The organism is Paenibacillus sp. SRL342 (assembly GCF_984798905.1).
On sequence record NZ_OZ481790.1, the window covers coordinates 6,890,109 to 6,906,327 of the forward strand.

Below are 16,219 nucleotides of genomic sequence, written 5' to 3' on the forward strand. Positions count from 1 at the left end.
CCTCCTTATACATTTCATTTCCATTTCGTATAACTACCCGAATAGAAGTTGACCTCCACTTTATCCCCACCCTATAATTGGAACATATTCCATAAAAGGTGCGTGAATCCTATGATAGTCTGCTCTGAAAAATCCATTTCCAACCGTTGCCGGAAGGGATAATCTTAACGAGTTCCCTTTCACGTTTGCAATTCATTATATCAAAATGTGGGGGACACCTATACTATGTCATTCAGTTATTACGGTCCATTATGCACCACCGTTTATGATCTAACAAAACCTGTGGGACACTCCTTGGGAGGAGACATTGAATTCTATCGCCATTATCTTCAGCGCTGCAAAGGACGTATCCTTGAAGCCATGTCGGGATCAGGCCGAGTGCTCATTCCTTTGCTTGAAGCAGGCTTGAAGGTGGATGGAATTGATTATTCAATGGATATGATTGACTCCTGCCGTTCTCGTTGTATGGAGCGGGCATTACCCATGCCTGAGCTGTTCGTTGCCGATCTGGAGAAGCTTGACCTTCCATATCGATACGAGGCAATTATCATTCCCGGAGGTTCTCTGCTCCTCATCCCAGACAGACAGGCGTCGATTAACGTATTACGTAATCTATTTCAGCATTTGGAACCTGGCGGCAAGCTCGTGTTTGATCTGTTTCTGCCCGATGTGACACAACCCTCTTCTGTAGAAACATCAACCGTTTCATTACCCGATGGTGATACGATCACTGTAGAAGTGAAAACCATTGAAGTGAACCTTCTACACCAATATAAGGTAAGTCTGATTCGCTACGAACAATGGCATCAGGGTGCTCTTGTTGCTACGGAGCTGCAACAACTCACCCTACGTTGGTACGGCATAGAAGAGTTACGCCTAATTCTCGAACACATTGGTTTCTCTGACATTAAAGTGTACGCCGACTTTAACCCGGATCAACCACCCACGCAGTCGAATCAAAAATTCGTCTATGAAGCGACTCGAAGAGCGTAGCCATCCGTAATTGGATGGATATGCTTCTCAATATCCAAAATCAGGCCACAGCATGAGGTTTAACCCATGCTGTGGCCTTTTTTTACTATATAAAATTTGCAATAACATTTACACGAAAACGAAGAGGACAGAAATAACTTGAAGAAGCTAAGCTACAAGCTTTCTGCAAGAAAGCTACATCGAAAGCATACACTTCGCCTTTATCCTCAGATCGGAAAGTTATTCTGTCATCGGAGTGGCAAGTGTAAATACAATTTAGAGCAAATTAGTATCCACGAGAATATTGCTCTGCAATCGCAGCTTGATCCTTGCTGACGCCCAGTTCCAGAGCAGCATGGTTTGCCCAGTAAGGGTCACGCAGCATACCTCTGCCAACAGCAACCAGATCCGCATCGCCGTTGCCAATCACCGCCTGAGCCAATGCTGCATCCTCCAGCATACCCACTGCGATTACAGGAACGTTCAGCTCTTCACGGAAGCGACGGGCAAATGGTACCTGATACCCTGGATAGTTCCCTGGTTTCCGCTGACCGGAAGGTCCTTCGCCGCCTGAACTGATATGGAACATGTCCACGCCTGCATCTTGGTAGGCACGAGCGATATTGATGGTGTGGTCGATGTCGTATCCACCATCCGCGTATTCTACAGCTGAAATCCGCAAAATCAGCGGCATATCTGCTGGCATTTCTTTTTTCACTGCACGAATGACTTCTACGCCAAAACGGGACAGATCCTGCCCATATACATCCTCACGTTGGTTCATCAGCGGGGAATGGAACTGGTGGATCAGATATCCATGTGCACCGTGCAGTTCAATGGTATCTACGCCAGCCTGTACTGCGCGGCGAACACCGTCTGCAAACTTCTGCACCATGGCTTCTACCTCTTCGGTACTTAACGCGCGTGGTTCCTTGTACTTTTCTCCCGGGAATGTAACTACCGATGGGGCAACCGGCTGCGGAGCATCCTCTGCTTTTCGTCCTGCATGTGCGATCTGAATAGCTACTTTGGAGCCGTAGGCATGGATTCCGTCTACAAGTTTGGTGAAGGCAGGCACATGCTCATCTGACCATATACCCAAGTCATTATCGGTAATACGTCCATCCGGATCTACATCGGTCATCTCGATTACAATCAGTCCTGTTCCTCCAACCGCACGGCTCACATAGTGAACCTGATGCCAATCGTTCGGAATGCCGTCCTTCGCCGTCACGGAATATTGGCACATGGGTGCCATGACGACACGGTTATTTAATTGCAGACTCTTGAATTGATAAGGGGAAAATAATTGTTCAGTCATTAATATTACATCTCCTGTTCCATGATCATGATATATATGAAGCCTTACTTATTTGTCTAAGTCCGAAAACAGTTTTCCGTTCTTGCCGTAATTGTCCTTCTCCAAATCCTCAATGAAGATAAAGACTTTGCTCGGATCAACATCCAGTGTCTCACAAGCCACCTGAGTCATACGTTCAATCAACTGACGTTTCTGCTCAACCGACTTGCCTTCCAGTACTTTAACCGTGATAAATGGCATGTCTAGAACTCATCCTTTCTTCATCATTTATTATGAACCTCAGTTACAGAAATACAAGTACGTACATTTTTGTGACCTAGTACCCTTTTTGATACCTAGAAATCCTCATATTTCGGTTCTGCCCCATTCTGGAAATGACTGCAAAACATGATATGATAACCGTAGAGAACCACAATAATTACTATACCCAATTTACATAAGTTGTGACTAACGGTTACACGATAACGGAGAGGGCAGAAATAACCTGTAGAAGCGGAGCGTTCGCCTTTATCCTCAGATTTTCACCTTTGTAAAAGTGGATCAAAAAATCTGGGGATAACAGCGATCAGAAGGTTATTCTGGCATCGTAGTGGATCAGTGTAAAATAAGTAGCTCAACTTATATACTACTCAAGCTAGGGAGCGATAATAGATGAAAGATATATTAATTCAAAGACTGAGTACTTATGTTCAGATGGATACCCAATCCGATGAAAATAGCGAGACATGCCCTTCCACACCCGGCCAACTGGCCTTGGGCAAACTGCTCGTTGAAGAATGTAACTCCATTGGTCTGCAAGATGTGACGATGGATGAGAACAGTTATGTCATGGCTACACTGCCATCCAATACCGACAAGGATGTTCCCGTAATTGGTTTCCTGGCTCACCTCGATACAGCGACCGACTTTACTGGCAAAAATGTCAAACCACAGGTTATCGATAACTATGACGGTGCTGACATTGTGCTGAACTCGGAACTGGATGTAGTACTGTCCAACAAGGATTTTCCGGAACTGCACGAGTATAAAGGCCACACCCTGATCACAACCGATGGTACAACATTGCTTGGTGCAGATAATAAAGCAGGCATTGCCGAGATCATGACGGCGATGGCTTATCTGATTGAACACCCGGAAGTGAAACACGGTAAGATTCGGGTTGCTTTTACCCCCGATGAAGAGATTGGCCGTGGACCGCACAAGTTCGATGTAGCTGCTTTTGGAGCCAAATATGCGTACACAGTCGACGGTGGACCACTTGGTGAGCTGGAATACGAGAGCTTTAACGCAGCTGCCGCCAAAATTACCGTACGAGGCACCAATGTACATCCCGGAACAGCGAAGGATAAGATGGTGAACTCCCTGAAAATTGCGATGGAATTGAATCGACGCCTGCCTGTGGAGGAAGCTCCTGAATTCACGGACGGTTATGATGGGTTCTATCATCTGTTGTCTCTGGAGGGTGATGTTGAGCTAACAAAGATGAGCTACATCATCCGTGATTTCGACCGGGCGAAGTTTGAAGAACGCAAAACAAATCTGCTCCAAATCGCAAACGAACTGAAGACCAAGTATGGAGAGAAAAGCATCACAGTTGAATTGAATGACCAGTACTATAACATGCGTGAGAAAATTGAACCCGTACGCCAGATCGTCGACATTGCCCATGAAGCCATGACCCGACTGGACATCGAACCTGTTATTCGCCCCATCCGGGGAGGAACAGACGGTTCCCAGCTATCCTATATGGGTATGCCAACACCAAATATCTTCACTGGTGGTGAGAACTACCACGGCAAATTCGAATATGTATCGGTAGACAATATGGTGAAGGCCACCCGTGTCATTGTAGAGATCGCTCAATTGTTCGAACAACGCGGAGATATCTAATCCACTTGAAGTGTATAGCAAAAAGAGCACCCCTCGGTATATTCGGGAGGGTGCTCTTTGTTATACCGTATTGTAATTTAATGTGTCGCGTCATGTCGCATAGATATACAGGCTTGGTCTTTATTTTAAAATGCCATCACTCATATATATTGCCTCCCGCGATGACACGCAACTGTTCCAGATCACAGATCACTAGCTTTCGCTGCACTTTGAGAATAATATCTCGATTACACAGATCTTGAACGACTCTATTAAGATGTCTATAGCTGGTGCCCAGCATATCTGCCAGTTCGGTGAGCTTGGAGGTCTGGATCTCTTCTGAAGAGGACTCCTCCTGGCCCATGGTGGACAACAGATAGCTGGCAAATCGGCTTTCGACCGGATATAACATATTCAGACTTGACAGGTTGGAAAAGGTGTACAATTTATGCGTAACTTGACTCAGCATAAAGTGGAGAAACCTAGGGTTCTCTGCATACGTATTCTGGAGCGCGCGATAGCTGATACCCAGCAGCAGGCTTCTGCTCACAGACTCTACCGTATTCATAGCCTCCTTGCCATTTATCAGTTCCAAATCTCCCACGAGCGCAAGTGGTGTACTGAAACGAAGCAACAGAGACTTCCCGTTAGGCAGGGTGGTATAGATCTTGAGCTTGCCCTGCACGAGAAAATACAATCGCTCCGGTCGCTCACCTTTGGCACATATCATCTCGCCCTTCGCAGCTTCAAGTAGTCGCAACTCAGCAAGTGCAGGCTTGTCCAGCACCTGATCCAACCCATTCTCTCGGGCGAGTTGCCGCACAAGTCCAAAGTCCATAATTTCTTTCATTCCGACTTCCCCTCCGTTGTCGTATATAACGCATGCAAAAGGACATATGTCCCATAATTGATATACATTCGTACAAATATCTTGATATAAAAATAGTTACAGCTAACACTTATATCCAGTAAATCATTTCAAATGGGAAATATTTTAAAATTTAATCATAAAATGTTCATTCTTTCATGCAAAATGCCGTTCACGAAAGGCCATTACCGTCCGATGAAAGATAGAGCATTCCATAGAGATCGTTAAAAATAATACATTCAAATATTGAAAGGATGGTCCTCTTCCATGAACGTTGTAGATGCCCTGCTTAAAGTAATGCCTTATATCAGCCTGATCCTTAGAGAACCAGCTAGTTTAACTGTATATGATCACGAAAAGGTATTGGAGGTTATTACCACCGACAAGTTTGACCTTGGTTTTGAAAAAGGAATGCCACTCTTGGAATCGTATCAAAACTTTTCCATCTTAAAAAATGGAAGAGAAGCTACTCTCGCTACTCTCTCCAAGGACGTTTATGGTATCGAACTGGATATTTTGAACATTCCGATCTTTGATGATCACCAGAAAGTTGTTGCTGTTTTCTGTGTATCTTACGACCAATCTAACCAGAACCAACTTGAGGATATTATACAAGAAAATCAAACCATCAATGGTAACCTCGTTGATATGGTGCAACATGTCGCTGCTCATGCTGAAGAATTGCAAGCAACCAGTGAGCAGATCTTGCAGAACACAAGACTTGCTGTTCAGAACTCTTCCCAAATCAACAAAGTAGCCGGGTTCATTCGTGAAATCTCTGAGCAAACCAACTTGCTTGGCCTGAATGCCGCTATTGAAGCCGCTCGCGTTGGTGAAGCTGGTGCTGGTTTCGGTGTGGTTGCTTCCGAAGTACGCAAACTCTCTGTGGATGCCAAACAAGCTACAAGTGATATCGATACCAGTCTGAGAGATGTACAACAGGTCATCAAACAGATGGAAGTTGAAGTCTCCCAGATTGCAGCCTCTTCACAGGAACAAGCAACGCTTGTATCCTCCTTTACGGATGTGATTGAGCAGCTTAATGAAACAGGGGAGCGAATGAAAGTTCTGTCCGAACAACTGATCAGCTATTCCGTTAAAAATTAACCAAAACATATCTTTTGATGAACTTTGGCTAGTGCAAAGATATATTTTATATGCAACAAACAGGACTCGGGTTGCCCATGATGGATAATCCAAGTCCTGTTGTTTGTTGTGCCCATTTTATATAACCAACTACGTTCAGATAAAATCTTAATTGGTTACATGTTTTGATTTATCTCCTATAACTTCTTCTTCCGACTGCCAGCATTCCACTTCACCCGGAATATGAATGCGGTCCCGCGTAAAGACGGGATCACGTCCTTCAGCCTTTTGTTTCTTGTAGTCCTTCAACGCTTCAAAAGTCACCTTGGACAGCATCAGAATAGCAATCAAATTCACAACAACCATGAGCCCCATGAACAAGTCTGCTAAATCCCATACCAGCTGCACTTTGGCTACCGCACCAAACACCACCATCGCGATAACGCAAATGCGGTATACCCACAGCCAAACTTTGTTGGATTTGATAAACTCAATGTTGGTTTCTCCGTAGTAATAATTTCCGATTAGTGTACTGAAAGCAAACAGGAACACCATAACCGCCAGGAATCCTGATGCCCATGGACCAATATGTACACTTAATGCAGCCTGAGTTAACTCAATGCCACCTAGATTGGAACCTTTGTATACCCCGGATAGCAAAATAATCATGGCTGTGCTTGTACATATCACTAACGTATCTGTCAGCACGCCAAACGCCTGAATAAGTCCCTGTTTCACCGGATGTGTTGCATCCGCCGTTGCAGCAGCATTCGGGGCGCTACCCATGCCCGCCTCATTGGAGAACAATCCGCGTTTCACACCGTTCATCAGTGCAGCACCTAACGTTCCTCCAGCCACTTGTTCGATGCCGAAGGCATTTTTGACGATCAAGGCAATCATGGCCGGAAGCTGGGTAATGTTCGCCAGCACCACAAAAGCCGCTACCCCAATGTACAATACGGCCAGTACAACAACGATGTATTCCGATGCTTTTGCAATCCGCTTGACACCGCCCATGATAATTCCTGCAAATATCACAGCCATAATGATACCCACCGTTAACCGATCCGTGCCAAATGAGTTCTCAAATGCAACGGTAATCGTGTTAGACTGCACCGCATTGAAAACCAAACCGAATGAAAGCGTGATGAGAATGGCAAATAAAATCCCCATCCAGCGTTTGCCCAACCCACGTTCCATATAATATGCCGGACCCCCGCGGAATCCGCCCTTATCTTTCACTTTATAGATCTGAGCCAACGTACTCTCCACAAAACTGGAGGCTGACCCGATAATTGCAATGATCCACATCCAGAATATAGCCCCAGGTCCACCCAGTGCGATAGCCAGTGCAATACCGGTAATATTCCCCGTACCTACACGGGCCGCCATACTAATACAGAACGCCTGAAAAGGTGAAATTTTTCCTGGTACCTTGCTTTTCGGCTCTAGAAGCACCTTCACCATGTCTCCAATCATGCGGAATTGCATGAATCGGGTCTTGGTGGTGAAGTATATACCACATATTACCAATAGTATAATTAACACTTTGGACCATAGAAAATCATTGAAAATGACGACAATATCTTGTATTGTTTGCTCCATCGGTATGCCCCTTTTATGGTGTATTTCAAACACAGAGATGGTCACGTGAAAAGTTTGTACCATTCTGCACAACACTAGCCCCAGACTTCAGGATGTTACTTATATTACAAGGACATCTACGGAAATCGACAAATACCTACATGCAATTCCTACATTTATTTTAAAAATGGGCTTTATCGCCCAATCATTGTCATTTAACCTGACATATCAGGTTCTATGCAAGAAGGAAAGGAACGATTACACTGGAACGAGAGTTCATGGCGGAGTTAACCCCCTTTACCATAGATTTATCAATCACACCATTCGCAGAGAAAGGGAATGACTGACATGCGTTATTTTATCGTGGATGATGATCCCGGCGTTCGTTCCATGTTGATGGATATTATTGAGGATGAAGGCCTTGGCGATATTGCCGGGGAAGCTGAGGACGGAGCACATATTCACGCGGAAGTGTTGGAACTGCATAAGGTGGATATCCTGCTGATTGATCTGCTGATGCCACAACGAGACGGGGTCCAGACTGTGCGGGCGCTTGAAGGAAGGTTCGAGGGCAAGATCGTCATGATCTCCCAGATCGAGTCGAAAAATATGATCGGAGAAGCCTATTCACTAGGCATTGAATATTATATTACGAAGCCGATTAACCGGTTAGAGATTCTATCTGTTCTGCGGCTGGTGAACGAAAGGCTTCGGATGCAGCAATCCATCGCTGATATTCAGCGGACATTGCAGGGATTGTCCGGTTTGAATTCTAGCGAACGTGCTGCGGCTCCTGTTCCGGACAAAACAATTACGACTGCAGGACATTTCCTGCTGTCCGAGATGGGCATGATCGGCGAAGCAGGCAGCAGGGATCTGCTGGACATGCTGGAATATCTGGAGCAGGTAGAGACAGATGAGCATAAGCTGTCCCCCTATACGTTCCCATCCCTCAAAGACATCTTCCAGAATGTAGCGATACGTAAACTGGGAGAAGACGCCTCTCTCGCAGAGGTGAACAAGGAGATCAAGGCATCGGAACAACGTGTTCGCAGAGCCATCTTCCAGACTCTGAGCCATGTGGTTTCTCTGGGATTAACAGATTATACACATCCCAAATTCGAGAACTATGCATCCAAATTTTTCGATTTCACCGAAATTCGCAAGAAAATGCTGGAGCTGCAAAACAATGTGGAGCCTTCCTTGTCCCAGACACGCATTAATACAAAAAAGTTCGTGCAGGTCCTATATTTGGAAGCCAAACGATTGCTGCATTAAACAGATGCATGATGGATACAATGCCAAAACAAACGGGCATGAATATTACGCCGGTAGGATACCGCCTCATCAACTGAGGCTGTCCATACCGGCTATATTCATGCCCGTCTGTACGATCAAGCGTTACAATCTATATGATTTGTTTCGTGTATAAAATCAAAATCGCTTTGGGTTCAGGCCCGTGAATGGTTTCGGCTAATTCGGTTATACTCATTAATCAATTCGTCCAATGCCATAGACTGCCGAATCACATCGGGATGCCCAAGACCACCCTTGTTATGCTCTACCAGCATATGAAGGTTATGTCTGGCCTTCTCTATTTTATTTTTCAAATCCAAACTCATAACCATGACCCCTGATACCTCCTTATTCTGTGAACCATTTTAGTTTTTCCTGTCAATCTATAGTTGGATTAACATATGGCATAGGAGACAAGGATGTTTTGTATTCTTCTCCAAATTTTGATAAAGATTATTTTATCACACAAGAGCTGATCCGAAAATGGCTGATATGACGCAATTTTAGTGGTATTATCGTGGGTTGGATTCTAGCGTCTGGCCTCATCGTTCACCGCCAGAACGGATTGTGTCGTAAATGTGTATATTGAAAAAACAGAAAGTACATTGGTTCAAAAGGTAATAAAATCCCTTTCCATAATGGGGTCATTCAGGTACAATAGGGCGATGTGTGTGTCCGGACCCGGCGGATACAAATGATGTAATGTAGAGGACGGCCAACGACGGCCATTGATCCTGATTTGATATTATTGGAGGCTTAATCATCACCATGCAGACCGATTCACAGACTAAAGTCAAAATTGTTAACGCCGATCCCAGCGCAATGGGATTATTTGGGTTGGCTATCGTAACCCTGGTCGCTTCTTCCCAAAAGCTTGGCATTACGGATGGACTTAGCTACGCTATTCCTTGGGCGATCTTCCTGGGTGCCTTTGCCCAGCTATTCGCATGTATTCAAGATTCCAAACGCAACAATACCTTTGGCACAACGGCTTTTGGCGCGTACGCATTCTTCTGGTTTGCCATGGCGGCCAACTGGATGATCAAAATGGGCGTATTTGGCTCCACGCTTGCTGAACAGGCCGATGGCAAACAGCTCGGATTTGCTTTTGCCGGATACCTCGTATTCACCCTGTTCATGACAATCGGTGCGATTGAAGCGAATAAAGTATTGCTTATCATCTTCATTCTGATCGACTTCCTGTTCCTTGGCTTGACCTTTGACGCTTTCGGCGTAGCTCCTCACATTTTCCACACCATTGCAGCATACGCTGAACTGGCGATCGGAATTGTGTCCCTGTATGGTACAGGTGCTTCGGTACTGAACGCTCACTTCGGTTATGCGTTCTTGCCGATCGGCAAACCGTCCGGCATTTTCAAGCCTAAGGCTTAATATACAGCAGTTAACCGCCAGCGCGCCGGTCCGCGCCTGGCGGTTTTTTTGCAGTCTGACTTCATTTGAATATGTATCTAACCGACACCTATACTAGGGATAACAGATCAAAAATAGACCCTGCAACACCCGAAATGAAATGTCACAGCAGCCATACTGTAAGGAGGAAAAAGCATGAGAGAGATACCGAAACCCACGGAGATGGATCAGGTGGAGAAAAAATATGTACGCGAAACACGTTGTTTCAAGACGGCACGGGTGTTCCCAACCGATGTCAACAATCATAATACGTTATTCGGCGGCAAGCTGATGTCCTACATCGATGATATTGCATCTATCGCCGCTTCCAAGCTATGCCGGGTCAATACCGTAACGGCCTCAACTGACTCGGTGGATTTCCTGTACCCGATTAACCCAACGGATTCGGTTACGCTTGAATCGTTCGCGTCCTGGACAGGACGCAGTTCCATGGAGATTTTTGTGAAAGTGATTCGAGAGGATCTGAAAACCGGAGAGAAGAAAATTGCAGCAACTGCATTTCTGACCTTTGTGGCCTTGGACGAAAATAATCGCAAACTGATCGTGCCTCGCATTATTCCGGAGACGGAAGAAGAAAAGAAATTATACGAGACCGCTCCGGATCGTGCGGCCATGCGGAAACAACGGCGGCAAGAGAGCAAGAAATTCGCTGACTTCCTGACCGTTACTTATCCTTGGGAATAAAAACAAGCTAAACAATAACAAGATTGAATACCAGCATTACATTATCTGGACGATGCCGGATAGATGGACACCGCTCTGTTATCCGGCAGTTCGCCACCCATGGAGACACACCACTGCTGATAGATGCGATACGCTGCACCACTCTCCAGCAATCCCTGACAAGTGTATATGCCCTCTTCGATGGAATTGACACGCCCCGCCACGTACAAGCGAAAACCTCCATTTAACAAGACCTGATTCACAAAAGCAATATGACCCTCACCGCTTAACACACTTTCCGCCACTTCAAGTTGCTTTGTAGCCGTCCAGACGAGCTCCGGCACGGGCATATCCAGTTCATAGGCTGCTGGATCAACCAATTCCAGCTTCATATCACCGTCTTCCACGGCGTATACGCGGGTTGGGCGATCAATATACAGATCCTCAGAACCTTCCATCCCCTGTACAACATAAGCACGACGATAGTTAAACCGGGTGAGCAACTTCGCAATCCGATCCAGAAAGGTATTATGAAACACACCAAACACCAAATACGGTGAATGGTTATAATCAATCAGTTTCTCTGCTGTGTTAAACACCGTTCGAAAACCCAGCTCTTCCCGTAACGGACGAAGCTTGCGAAGAGGTGCGCACCAATCCTCGGAGGACACGTACATGACACCCGAACGCAATGCAGCGCTCCGGGCATCTTCCCGATCCATCTTGTGTGTATCAATACCCACTTCCTTCAACAGTACCGACAACGTGACGCCCCACTTGGGTGGTAAAGGATCACTTCCGTGCAAAGTCACCGGCAACCCGGCCGCCGCGAGTACAAACGCAACCGGAAACGTGGCCATGAACGACTTTGTCCGTCCATCATAAGGACCCGCACAGTCCAATCCATCCTGAAATACGGAGAAACGTTCCGCACTGTTACGACAAGCATGAACAAAAGCTTCCAGCTCCTCGACGTTTTCCATTTTCATACGTTCAGCCATAAGAAACGCAGCCGTCTGGGCAGGGGAAACCTCCTGTTTCAGGATTTTCTCTGCAACGGTCAGTGCTTCTGTATAATTCAGATCACGCGAGCCTCGTTTCCCACGTCCGACCTCTCGGAGTATCTGAGACATATCCATGGAGAATCCTCCTTCCAATTAAGACTGGAGCAGTTGATGGGCCTTCACAATTGCTGTAGCTACATCGACCATCCGTTTGCGTTCATCCATCGCTTTTTTGCGTAACAGGTCATAGGCTTCGGCCTCCGAGATCTGCTTCAGATCACTGAGGATAGCCTTCGCCATATCAATCCACTTCCGATCTTCCAGCCTGGATTGCAATTGCTTCCGTTCCTGCTCCCACTGTTTGCGTTCCATGTAACGTCGGGCTGCAAAGTGAAGAGTCCAGTGAATCTCGGGCCCGGTCATGGATGGCGTAAGTATTCCATCAAATGAGGTTTCGACCTCGCAGGACTCTGCGGAGGAAGAGGCTGTGTCTGGCGCGCACCACCAAAGCAGTGGTGAATCCGACTTCCCCTTTCCCAGGCAGTTCCCCCAGTATTCCACATCAGTCAGGGATAGGTGTAAAATGGATGCTTCCGCCTCACGAGCTAGCTTCAGCACCTCCGTTTCACTGCCTGCCACTTGTACATGGTACCCGTTTGCTCCCAGCAGCCTCTCCGGTGTCAGAGGGATTGCATCGGATGAGGCAGCTATCGTTGGTTGTACACGGATGACCAATAAAGATCGCATGATGGATCAATCCCTCCCTATTACGTATAGTCAGAGTCCATAACATTTAAGGCGTTAATACATGAAAGCAATAAATGTGTCATGTTACCTGACAAAAACCAAATAGTCACGATTATACGTTCTGAATTCAACATGTTAATAAGCACTTCATGCCTCGCCATCCTGCACTAAAAAAGGGTGAAACAGTGACCATGGCACCTTTTCTACAGTTTTATTCATAACCGGTATACTAATTTTATCTAAATCCTTCATTCTTATGAAGGTATATCTGTAAAACGTCGTCGTCCCATTGATATTCCAATAAACTCATGTAAACATAATTAACTTTAAATTTCAAATACTTTTTTTATGTTAACTATCTTGACATGGTTAGATCGATCTTTTATAGTTAAGCCATAACAACTCCATATTTGAATCGATCACAGTTACAACGGCGTAGCTGGTTGAAATGGCAATGAAGCCTGTTTTGCAATCTCGGAGCAAGGGATGCGTATGTATATGCGCAGTCCTCCGAGGCATAACAGGCTTTTTCGATTTTAGAGACAAGGTTTTGAGGCAGTTTGCAGAATGGACCTAAGGGGGCTAATCATAATGAGTACAACGAAAAAACTGGTGCTGGTCGGTAATGGCATGGCGGGAATCCGCACAATTGAACATATCCTTAAGCTTGCTCCGCATGCTTATGAAATTACAGTCTTCGGCGCAGAGCCGCATCCCAACTACAACCGTATCATGCTATCTTCTGTACTGGCAGGCGGAACAACGATCGAAGATATCGTAATCAACGAGTGGAGCTGGTACGAAGATAACGGCATTCGGGTATACCCCGGTGACCCAGTCGTTCAGATCAATGCCGAGCGCAAAGAAGTTGTATCTCAAAATGGTGTACGTGCAACCTATGATGAGCTGATTATGGCAACAGGTTCACAGGCATTCATCCTGCCACTTCCCGGCGCTAATAAGGAAGGCGTGATCGGATTCCGCGATATTAAAGACTGCGAGACCATGATGGCAGCATCACAAAAGTATCGTAAAGCTGCCGTCATTGGAGGCGGATTGCTTGGACTGGAAGCAGCGCGGGGACTGCTTAATCTGGGCATGGACGTCACGGTTATCCATATTAACGGCCATCTGATGGACCGGAACCTGGATTTGCCGGCAGGCCTGATGCTCCAGCGTGAGCTTGAAGATCAGGGCATGAAGTTCCTTTTGAACAAACATACCGAAGAAATCACAGGGAAACATCGAGTAAAAGCCATTCGTTTCACCGATCAAACGGTGCTTGAAGCGGATCTGGTTGTCATGGCTGTCGGGATTCGTCCGCAGATTGAACTGGCTCGCAATACCGGCCTCGATGTGAATCGCGGAGTCATTGTAGATGATTATATGCATACCAGCATCCCTGGCATCTCTGCCGTTGGCGAATGTGCAGAACATCGCGGTATTGCCTACGGACTGGTAGCTCCATTATATGAACAAGGTATGGTGCTCGCAAAACGCCTGGCTGGCGCGGCAACCGAAGGATACGAAGGTTCAGTCACTTCTACCAAGCTGAAAGTATCAGGTGTTGACGTATTCTCTGCCGGACAATTCAAAGACGCTGCAGACACTCGCAGCATTCGTATTCAAGATGACGTCGATGGTGTGTACAAAAAGATGGTGATCAAAGACGGACAGCTGATCGGAGCTGTATTGTTCGGGGATACCACAGATGGCGCTTCTCTATTTTCCCTCATTAAGAGTGGTGAGAACATCAGTGGTCGGGAGAAAGAAATTTTGCTCGGTGTACCTTCCGGTGGTTCGGCCTCGGGCCCATCTGTCGCAGAACGCATGGCGAGTATGCCGGATGACGAGATCGTCTGTGGTTGTAACGGTGTTACCAAAGCTTCCATCGGGGACGCGGTTCTGAATAAAGGCTGTAATACACTGGGTGCAATCAAGTCCTGTACCAAAGCTTCCGCTTCTTGCGGTGGATGCAAACCGATTATCGAAAATCTGCTCACGTATTACGCAGGTGATAATGTAGGCGAACAGACCAAAGAAGGCATCTGTGGCTGTACGTCCTATGATCGGGATGAGATTGTTGCTCAGATCAAGGAGATGGGACTCAAAAGCGTGAAGGAAGTCATGAATGTTCTCGGGTGGAATGAACCGGAAGGTTGCTCCAAGTGCCGTCCTTCCCTCAACTATTATCTCGGTATGATCTGGCCGGCTGAATACACAGACGAGCGTGTATCCAAATTCACCAATGAACGCTATCATGCCAACATCCAGAAGGACGGTACCTACTCCGTTATTCCACGGATCTATGGTGGTGTTACTTCTCCAGCGGAATTGATCAAAATTGCAACTGTTGCAGAGAAATACGATGTGCCTTTGGTGAAATTCACGGGTGGACAACGACTCGATCTGCTCGGTGTACAGAAGGAGAACCTGCCGAAGATCTGGGAGGAACTCGATATGCCTTCCGGCTTTGGTTATGGCAAAGCGCTTCGTACGGTGAAGACTTGTGTAGGTAATACGTTCTGCCGATTCGGCACACAGGATTCCATTGAGATGGGTATTCGTCTGGAGAAAAAACTCGACAAGATGGTAGCTCCAGCCAAAGTGAAACTCGCTGTCTCGGGATGTCCGCGGAACTGTGCTGAAGCGACCATCAAAGATCTGGGTGTTGTCGCCATTGATGGCGCTTGGGAGATTCATGTTGGCGGTAACGCGGGAGTCAAGGTTCGTGCAGCCGAGTTGCTCTGTACGGTGAAGACCGATGCGGAAGTGGAAGAGTGGACTTACTCTTACCTGCAGTACTATAGAGAGAACGCAAAATGGAATGAGAGAACAGCGGCATGGATTGAACGGGTTGGTCTGGATCATGTGAAGGAAGCATTGGCGGATCGGGATGTACGTCTCGCTCTGGTTGAACGTCTGGAAGTTACACTGGGTCACACGGTTGATCCTTGGAAGGAAATCATTGAAGATGAGAAATTGCGTAAAAACTTCACCCCACTGTCCGGTGCCGAGCCGGTAACCCACTAGAAGAGGAGGAACAGCGATGAACAAATTCCGGATTGGACACCTTGCGGATATTGATGAAAAGGGAGCACGGACATTCCTGATACAGGACACCGAAATTGCCGTCTTCAAACTGAGCGACGGAAGTCTGCACGCCGTCGAGAATCGCTGCCCTCACAAGGGCGGCAAGCTGTCGGAAGGCATGGTGTGCGGGACAGCTGTTCATTGTCCTTTGCATGATTGGAAGATTGATCTGCGTAACGGTAAGGTACATGAGCCGGATGAAGGCTGCTTGAATACCTACAAAACAGAAGTGGATGGCAACAGCGGAGAAATTTACATCACGATTGCGGGCTAAATGCTAGAGAT

15 protein-coding genes are annotated in these 16,219 nt (G+C 46.5%); 8 read left to right on the top strand and 7 right to left on the bottom strand.

Annotated features, from left to right (window positions below):
• Positions 1 to 225: 225 nt before the first annotated feature.
• Positions 226 to 993, top strand: a complete 768-nt coding sequence (locus tag AC4E8D_RS30555; RefSeq protein WP_221819924.1) for a class I SAM-dependent methyltransferase — start codon at positions 226 to 228, stop codon at positions 991 to 993.
• Between the two features lie 265 nt (positions 994 to 1,258).
• Here the strand turns inward: AC4E8D_RS30555 and AC4E8D_RS30560 are convergent, their stop codons facing one another.
• Both AC4E8D_RS30560 and AC4E8D_RS30565 read right to left on the bottom strand, forming a co-directional pair.
• On the bottom strand, positions 1,259 to 2,293 hold the full coding sequence (locus AC4E8D_RS30560) for an NADH:flavin oxidoreductase/NADH oxidase (protein ID WP_339306168.1): 1,035 nt from the start codon (positions 2,291 to 2,293) through the stop codon (positions 1,259 to 1,261).
• 48 nt (positions 2,294 to 2,341) lie between these two features.
• The gene (locus tag AC4E8D_RS30565; protein ID WP_017691642.1) at positions 2,342 to 2,533 is read right to left on the bottom strand and encodes a tautomerase family protein; all 192 of its coding nucleotides are present in this window, start codon (positions 2,531 to 2,533) and stop codon (positions 2,342 to 2,344) included.
• Between the two features lie 411 nt (positions 2,534 to 2,944).
• On the opposite strand from AC4E8D_RS30565, the gene pepT reads away from it, so the two are divergent.
• Positions 2,945 to 4,183, top strand: coding sequence for a peptidase T (pepT, locus tag AC4E8D_RS30570; RefSeq protein ID WP_490205646.1), 1,239 nt, complete (start codon positions 2,945 to 2,947; stop codon positions 4,181 to 4,183).
• Positions 4,184 to 4,319: 136 nt separating this feature from the next.
• Here pepT and AC4E8D_RS30575 read toward each other — a convergent pair whose 3' ends face one another.
• A complete protein-coding gene (locus AC4E8D_RS30575) occupies positions 4,320 to 5,012 on the bottom strand; it encodes a Crp/Fnr family transcriptional regulator (protein WP_339306172.1) in 693 nt (230 codons plus the stop codon).
• Positions 5,013 to 5,678: 666 nt separating this feature from the next.
• On the opposite strand from AC4E8D_RS30575, the gene AC4E8D_RS30580 reads away from it, so the two are divergent.
• Positions 5,679 to 6,137 (top strand): methyl-accepting chemotaxis protein, encoded by a 459-nt coding sequence (locus tag AC4E8D_RS30580; protein ID WP_260632679.1) that lies wholly within the window; start codon positions 5,679 to 5,681, stop codon positions 6,135 to 6,137.
• A 147-nt stretch (positions 6,138 to 6,284) separates the two neighbouring features.
• On the opposite strand, the gene AC4E8D_RS30585 is transcribed toward AC4E8D_RS30580, so the two are convergent.
• Complete coding sequence (locus AC4E8D_RS30585; protein ID WP_339306174.1) at positions 6,285 to 7,721, bottom strand: alanine/glycine:cation symporter family protein; 1,437 nt, start codon at positions 7,719 to 7,721, stop codon at positions 6,285 to 6,287.
• Positions 7,722 to 8,048: 327 nt separating this feature from the next.
• On the opposite strand from AC4E8D_RS30585, the gene AC4E8D_RS30590 reads away from it, so the two are divergent.
• Positions 8,049 to 8,978 carry a response regulator gene (locus tag AC4E8D_RS30590; RefSeq protein ID WP_339308792.1) on the top strand — a complete coding sequence of 310 codons (930 nt, stop codon included), beginning with the start codon at positions 8,049 to 8,051 and terminating at the stop codon, positions 8,976 to 8,978.
• 173 nt (positions 8,979 to 9,151) lie between these two features.
• Here AC4E8D_RS30590 and AC4E8D_RS30595 read toward each other — a convergent pair whose 3' ends face one another.
• On the bottom strand, positions 9,152 to 9,328 hold the full coding sequence (locus AC4E8D_RS30595; RefSeq protein ID WP_017691636.1) for an aspartyl-phosphate phosphatase Spo0E family protein: 177 nt from the start codon (positions 9,326 to 9,328) through the stop codon (positions 9,152 to 9,154).
• Between the two features lie 436 nt (positions 9,329 to 9,764).
• Here AC4E8D_RS30595 and AC4E8D_RS30600 point away from each other — a divergent pair, with 436 nt between their 5' ends.
• The gene (locus AC4E8D_RS30600; protein WP_221819949.1) at positions 9,765 to 10,388 is read left to right on the top strand and encodes an acetate uptake transporter; all 624 of its coding nucleotides are present in this window, start codon (positions 9,765 to 9,767) and stop codon (positions 10,386 to 10,388) included.
• A 210-nt stretch (positions 10,389 to 10,598) separates the two neighbouring features.
• The gene (locus AC4E8D_RS30605; protein ID WP_221820279.1) at positions 10,599 to 11,111 is read left to right on the top strand and encodes an acyl-CoA thioesterase; all 513 of its coding nucleotides are present in this window, start codon (positions 10,599 to 10,601) and stop codon (positions 11,109 to 11,111) included.
• Positions 11,112 to 11,152: 41 nt separating this feature from the next.
• Here the strand turns inward: AC4E8D_RS30605 and AC4E8D_RS30610 are convergent, their stop codons facing one another.
• Both AC4E8D_RS30610 and AC4E8D_RS30615 read right to left on the bottom strand, forming a co-directional pair.
• Entirely contained in the window at positions 11,153 to 12,229 is a 1,077-nt protein-coding gene (locus AC4E8D_RS30610) for an anthranilate phosphoribosyltransferase (RefSeq protein ID WP_490205647.1), read from the bottom strand.
• Between the two features lie 18 nt (positions 12,230 to 12,247).
• On the bottom strand, positions 12,248 to 12,841 hold the full coding sequence (locus tag AC4E8D_RS30615; protein ID WP_339180530.1) for an ANTAR domain-containing response regulator: 594 nt from the start codon (positions 12,839 to 12,841) through the stop codon (positions 12,248 to 12,250).
• 591 nt (positions 12,842 to 13,432) lie between these two features.
• Here AC4E8D_RS30615 and nirB point away from each other — a divergent pair.
• Positions 13,433 to 15,874: a nitrite reductase large subunit NirB gene (gene nirB / locus AC4E8D_RS30620; RefSeq protein ID WP_449003666.1), complete on the top strand. Its 2,442-nt coding sequence runs from the start codon at positions 13,433 to 13,435 to the stop codon at positions 15,872 to 15,874.
• 16 nt (positions 15,875 to 15,890) lie between these two features.
• A complete protein-coding gene (nirD, locus tag AC4E8D_RS30625; RefSeq protein ID WP_074092734.1) occupies positions 15,891 to 16,208 on the top strand; it encodes a nitrite reductase small subunit NirD in 318 nt (105 codons plus the stop codon).
• Positions 16,209 to 16,219 lie beyond the last annotated feature (11 nt).

What these genes read in the sequence shown, in the direction of transcription:
- AC4E8D_RS30555 (WP_221819924.1), top strand. Translation starts at nt 226, where the DNA reads ATGTCATTCAGTTATTACGGTCCATTATGCACCACCGTTTATGATCTA.
- AC4E8D_RS30560 (WP_339306168.1), bottom strand. Translation starts at nt 2,293, where the DNA reads ATGACTGAACAATTATTTTCCCCTTATCAATTCAAGAGTCTGCAATTA.
- AC4E8D_RS30565 (WP_017691642.1), bottom strand. Translation starts at nt 2,533, where the DNA reads ATGCCATTTATCACGGTTAAAGTACTGGAAGGCAAGTCGGTTGAGCAG.
- pepT (WP_490205646.1), top strand. Translation starts at nt 2,945, where the DNA reads ATGAAAGATATATTAATTCAAAGACTGAGTACTTATGTTCAGATGGAT.
- AC4E8D_RS30575 (WP_339306172.1), bottom strand. Translation starts at nt 5,012, where the DNA reads ATGAAAGAAATTATGGACTTTGGACTTGTGCGGCAACTCGCCCGAGAG.
- AC4E8D_RS30580 (WP_260632679.1), top strand. Translation starts at nt 5,679, where the DNA reads ATGGTGCAACATGTCGCTGCTCATGCTGAAGAATTGCAAGCAACCAGT.
- AC4E8D_RS30585 (WP_339306174.1), bottom strand. Translation starts at nt 7,721, where the DNA reads ATGGAGCAAACAATACAAGATATTGTCGTCATTTTCAATGATTTTCTA.
- AC4E8D_RS30590 (WP_339308792.1), top strand. Translation starts at nt 8,049, where the DNA reads ATGCGTTATTTTATCGTGGATGATGATCCCGGCGTTCGTTCCATGTTG.
- AC4E8D_RS30595 (WP_017691636.1), bottom strand. Translation starts at nt 9,328, where the DNA reads ATGGTTATGAGTTTGGATTTGAAAAATAAAATAGAGAAGGCCAGACAT.
- AC4E8D_RS30600 (WP_221819949.1), top strand. Translation starts at nt 9,765, where the DNA reads ATGCAGACCGATTCACAGACTAAAGTCAAAATTGTTAACGCCGATCCC.
- AC4E8D_RS30610 (WP_490205647.1), bottom strand. Translation starts at nt 12,229, where the DNA reads ATGGATATGTCTCAGATACTCCGAGAGGTCGGACGTGGGAAACGAGGC.
- AC4E8D_RS30615 (WP_339180530.1), bottom strand. Translation starts at nt 12,841, where the DNA reads ATGCGATCTTTATTGGTCATCCGTGTACAACCAACGATAGCTGCCTCA.
- nirB (WP_449003666.1), top strand. Translation starts at nt 13,433, where the DNA reads ATGAGTACAACGAAAAAACTGGTGCTGGTCGGTAATGGCATGGCGGGA.
- nirD (WP_074092734.1), top strand. Translation starts at nt 15,891, where the DNA reads ATGAACAAATTCCGGATTGGACACCTTGCGGATATTGATGAAAAGGGA.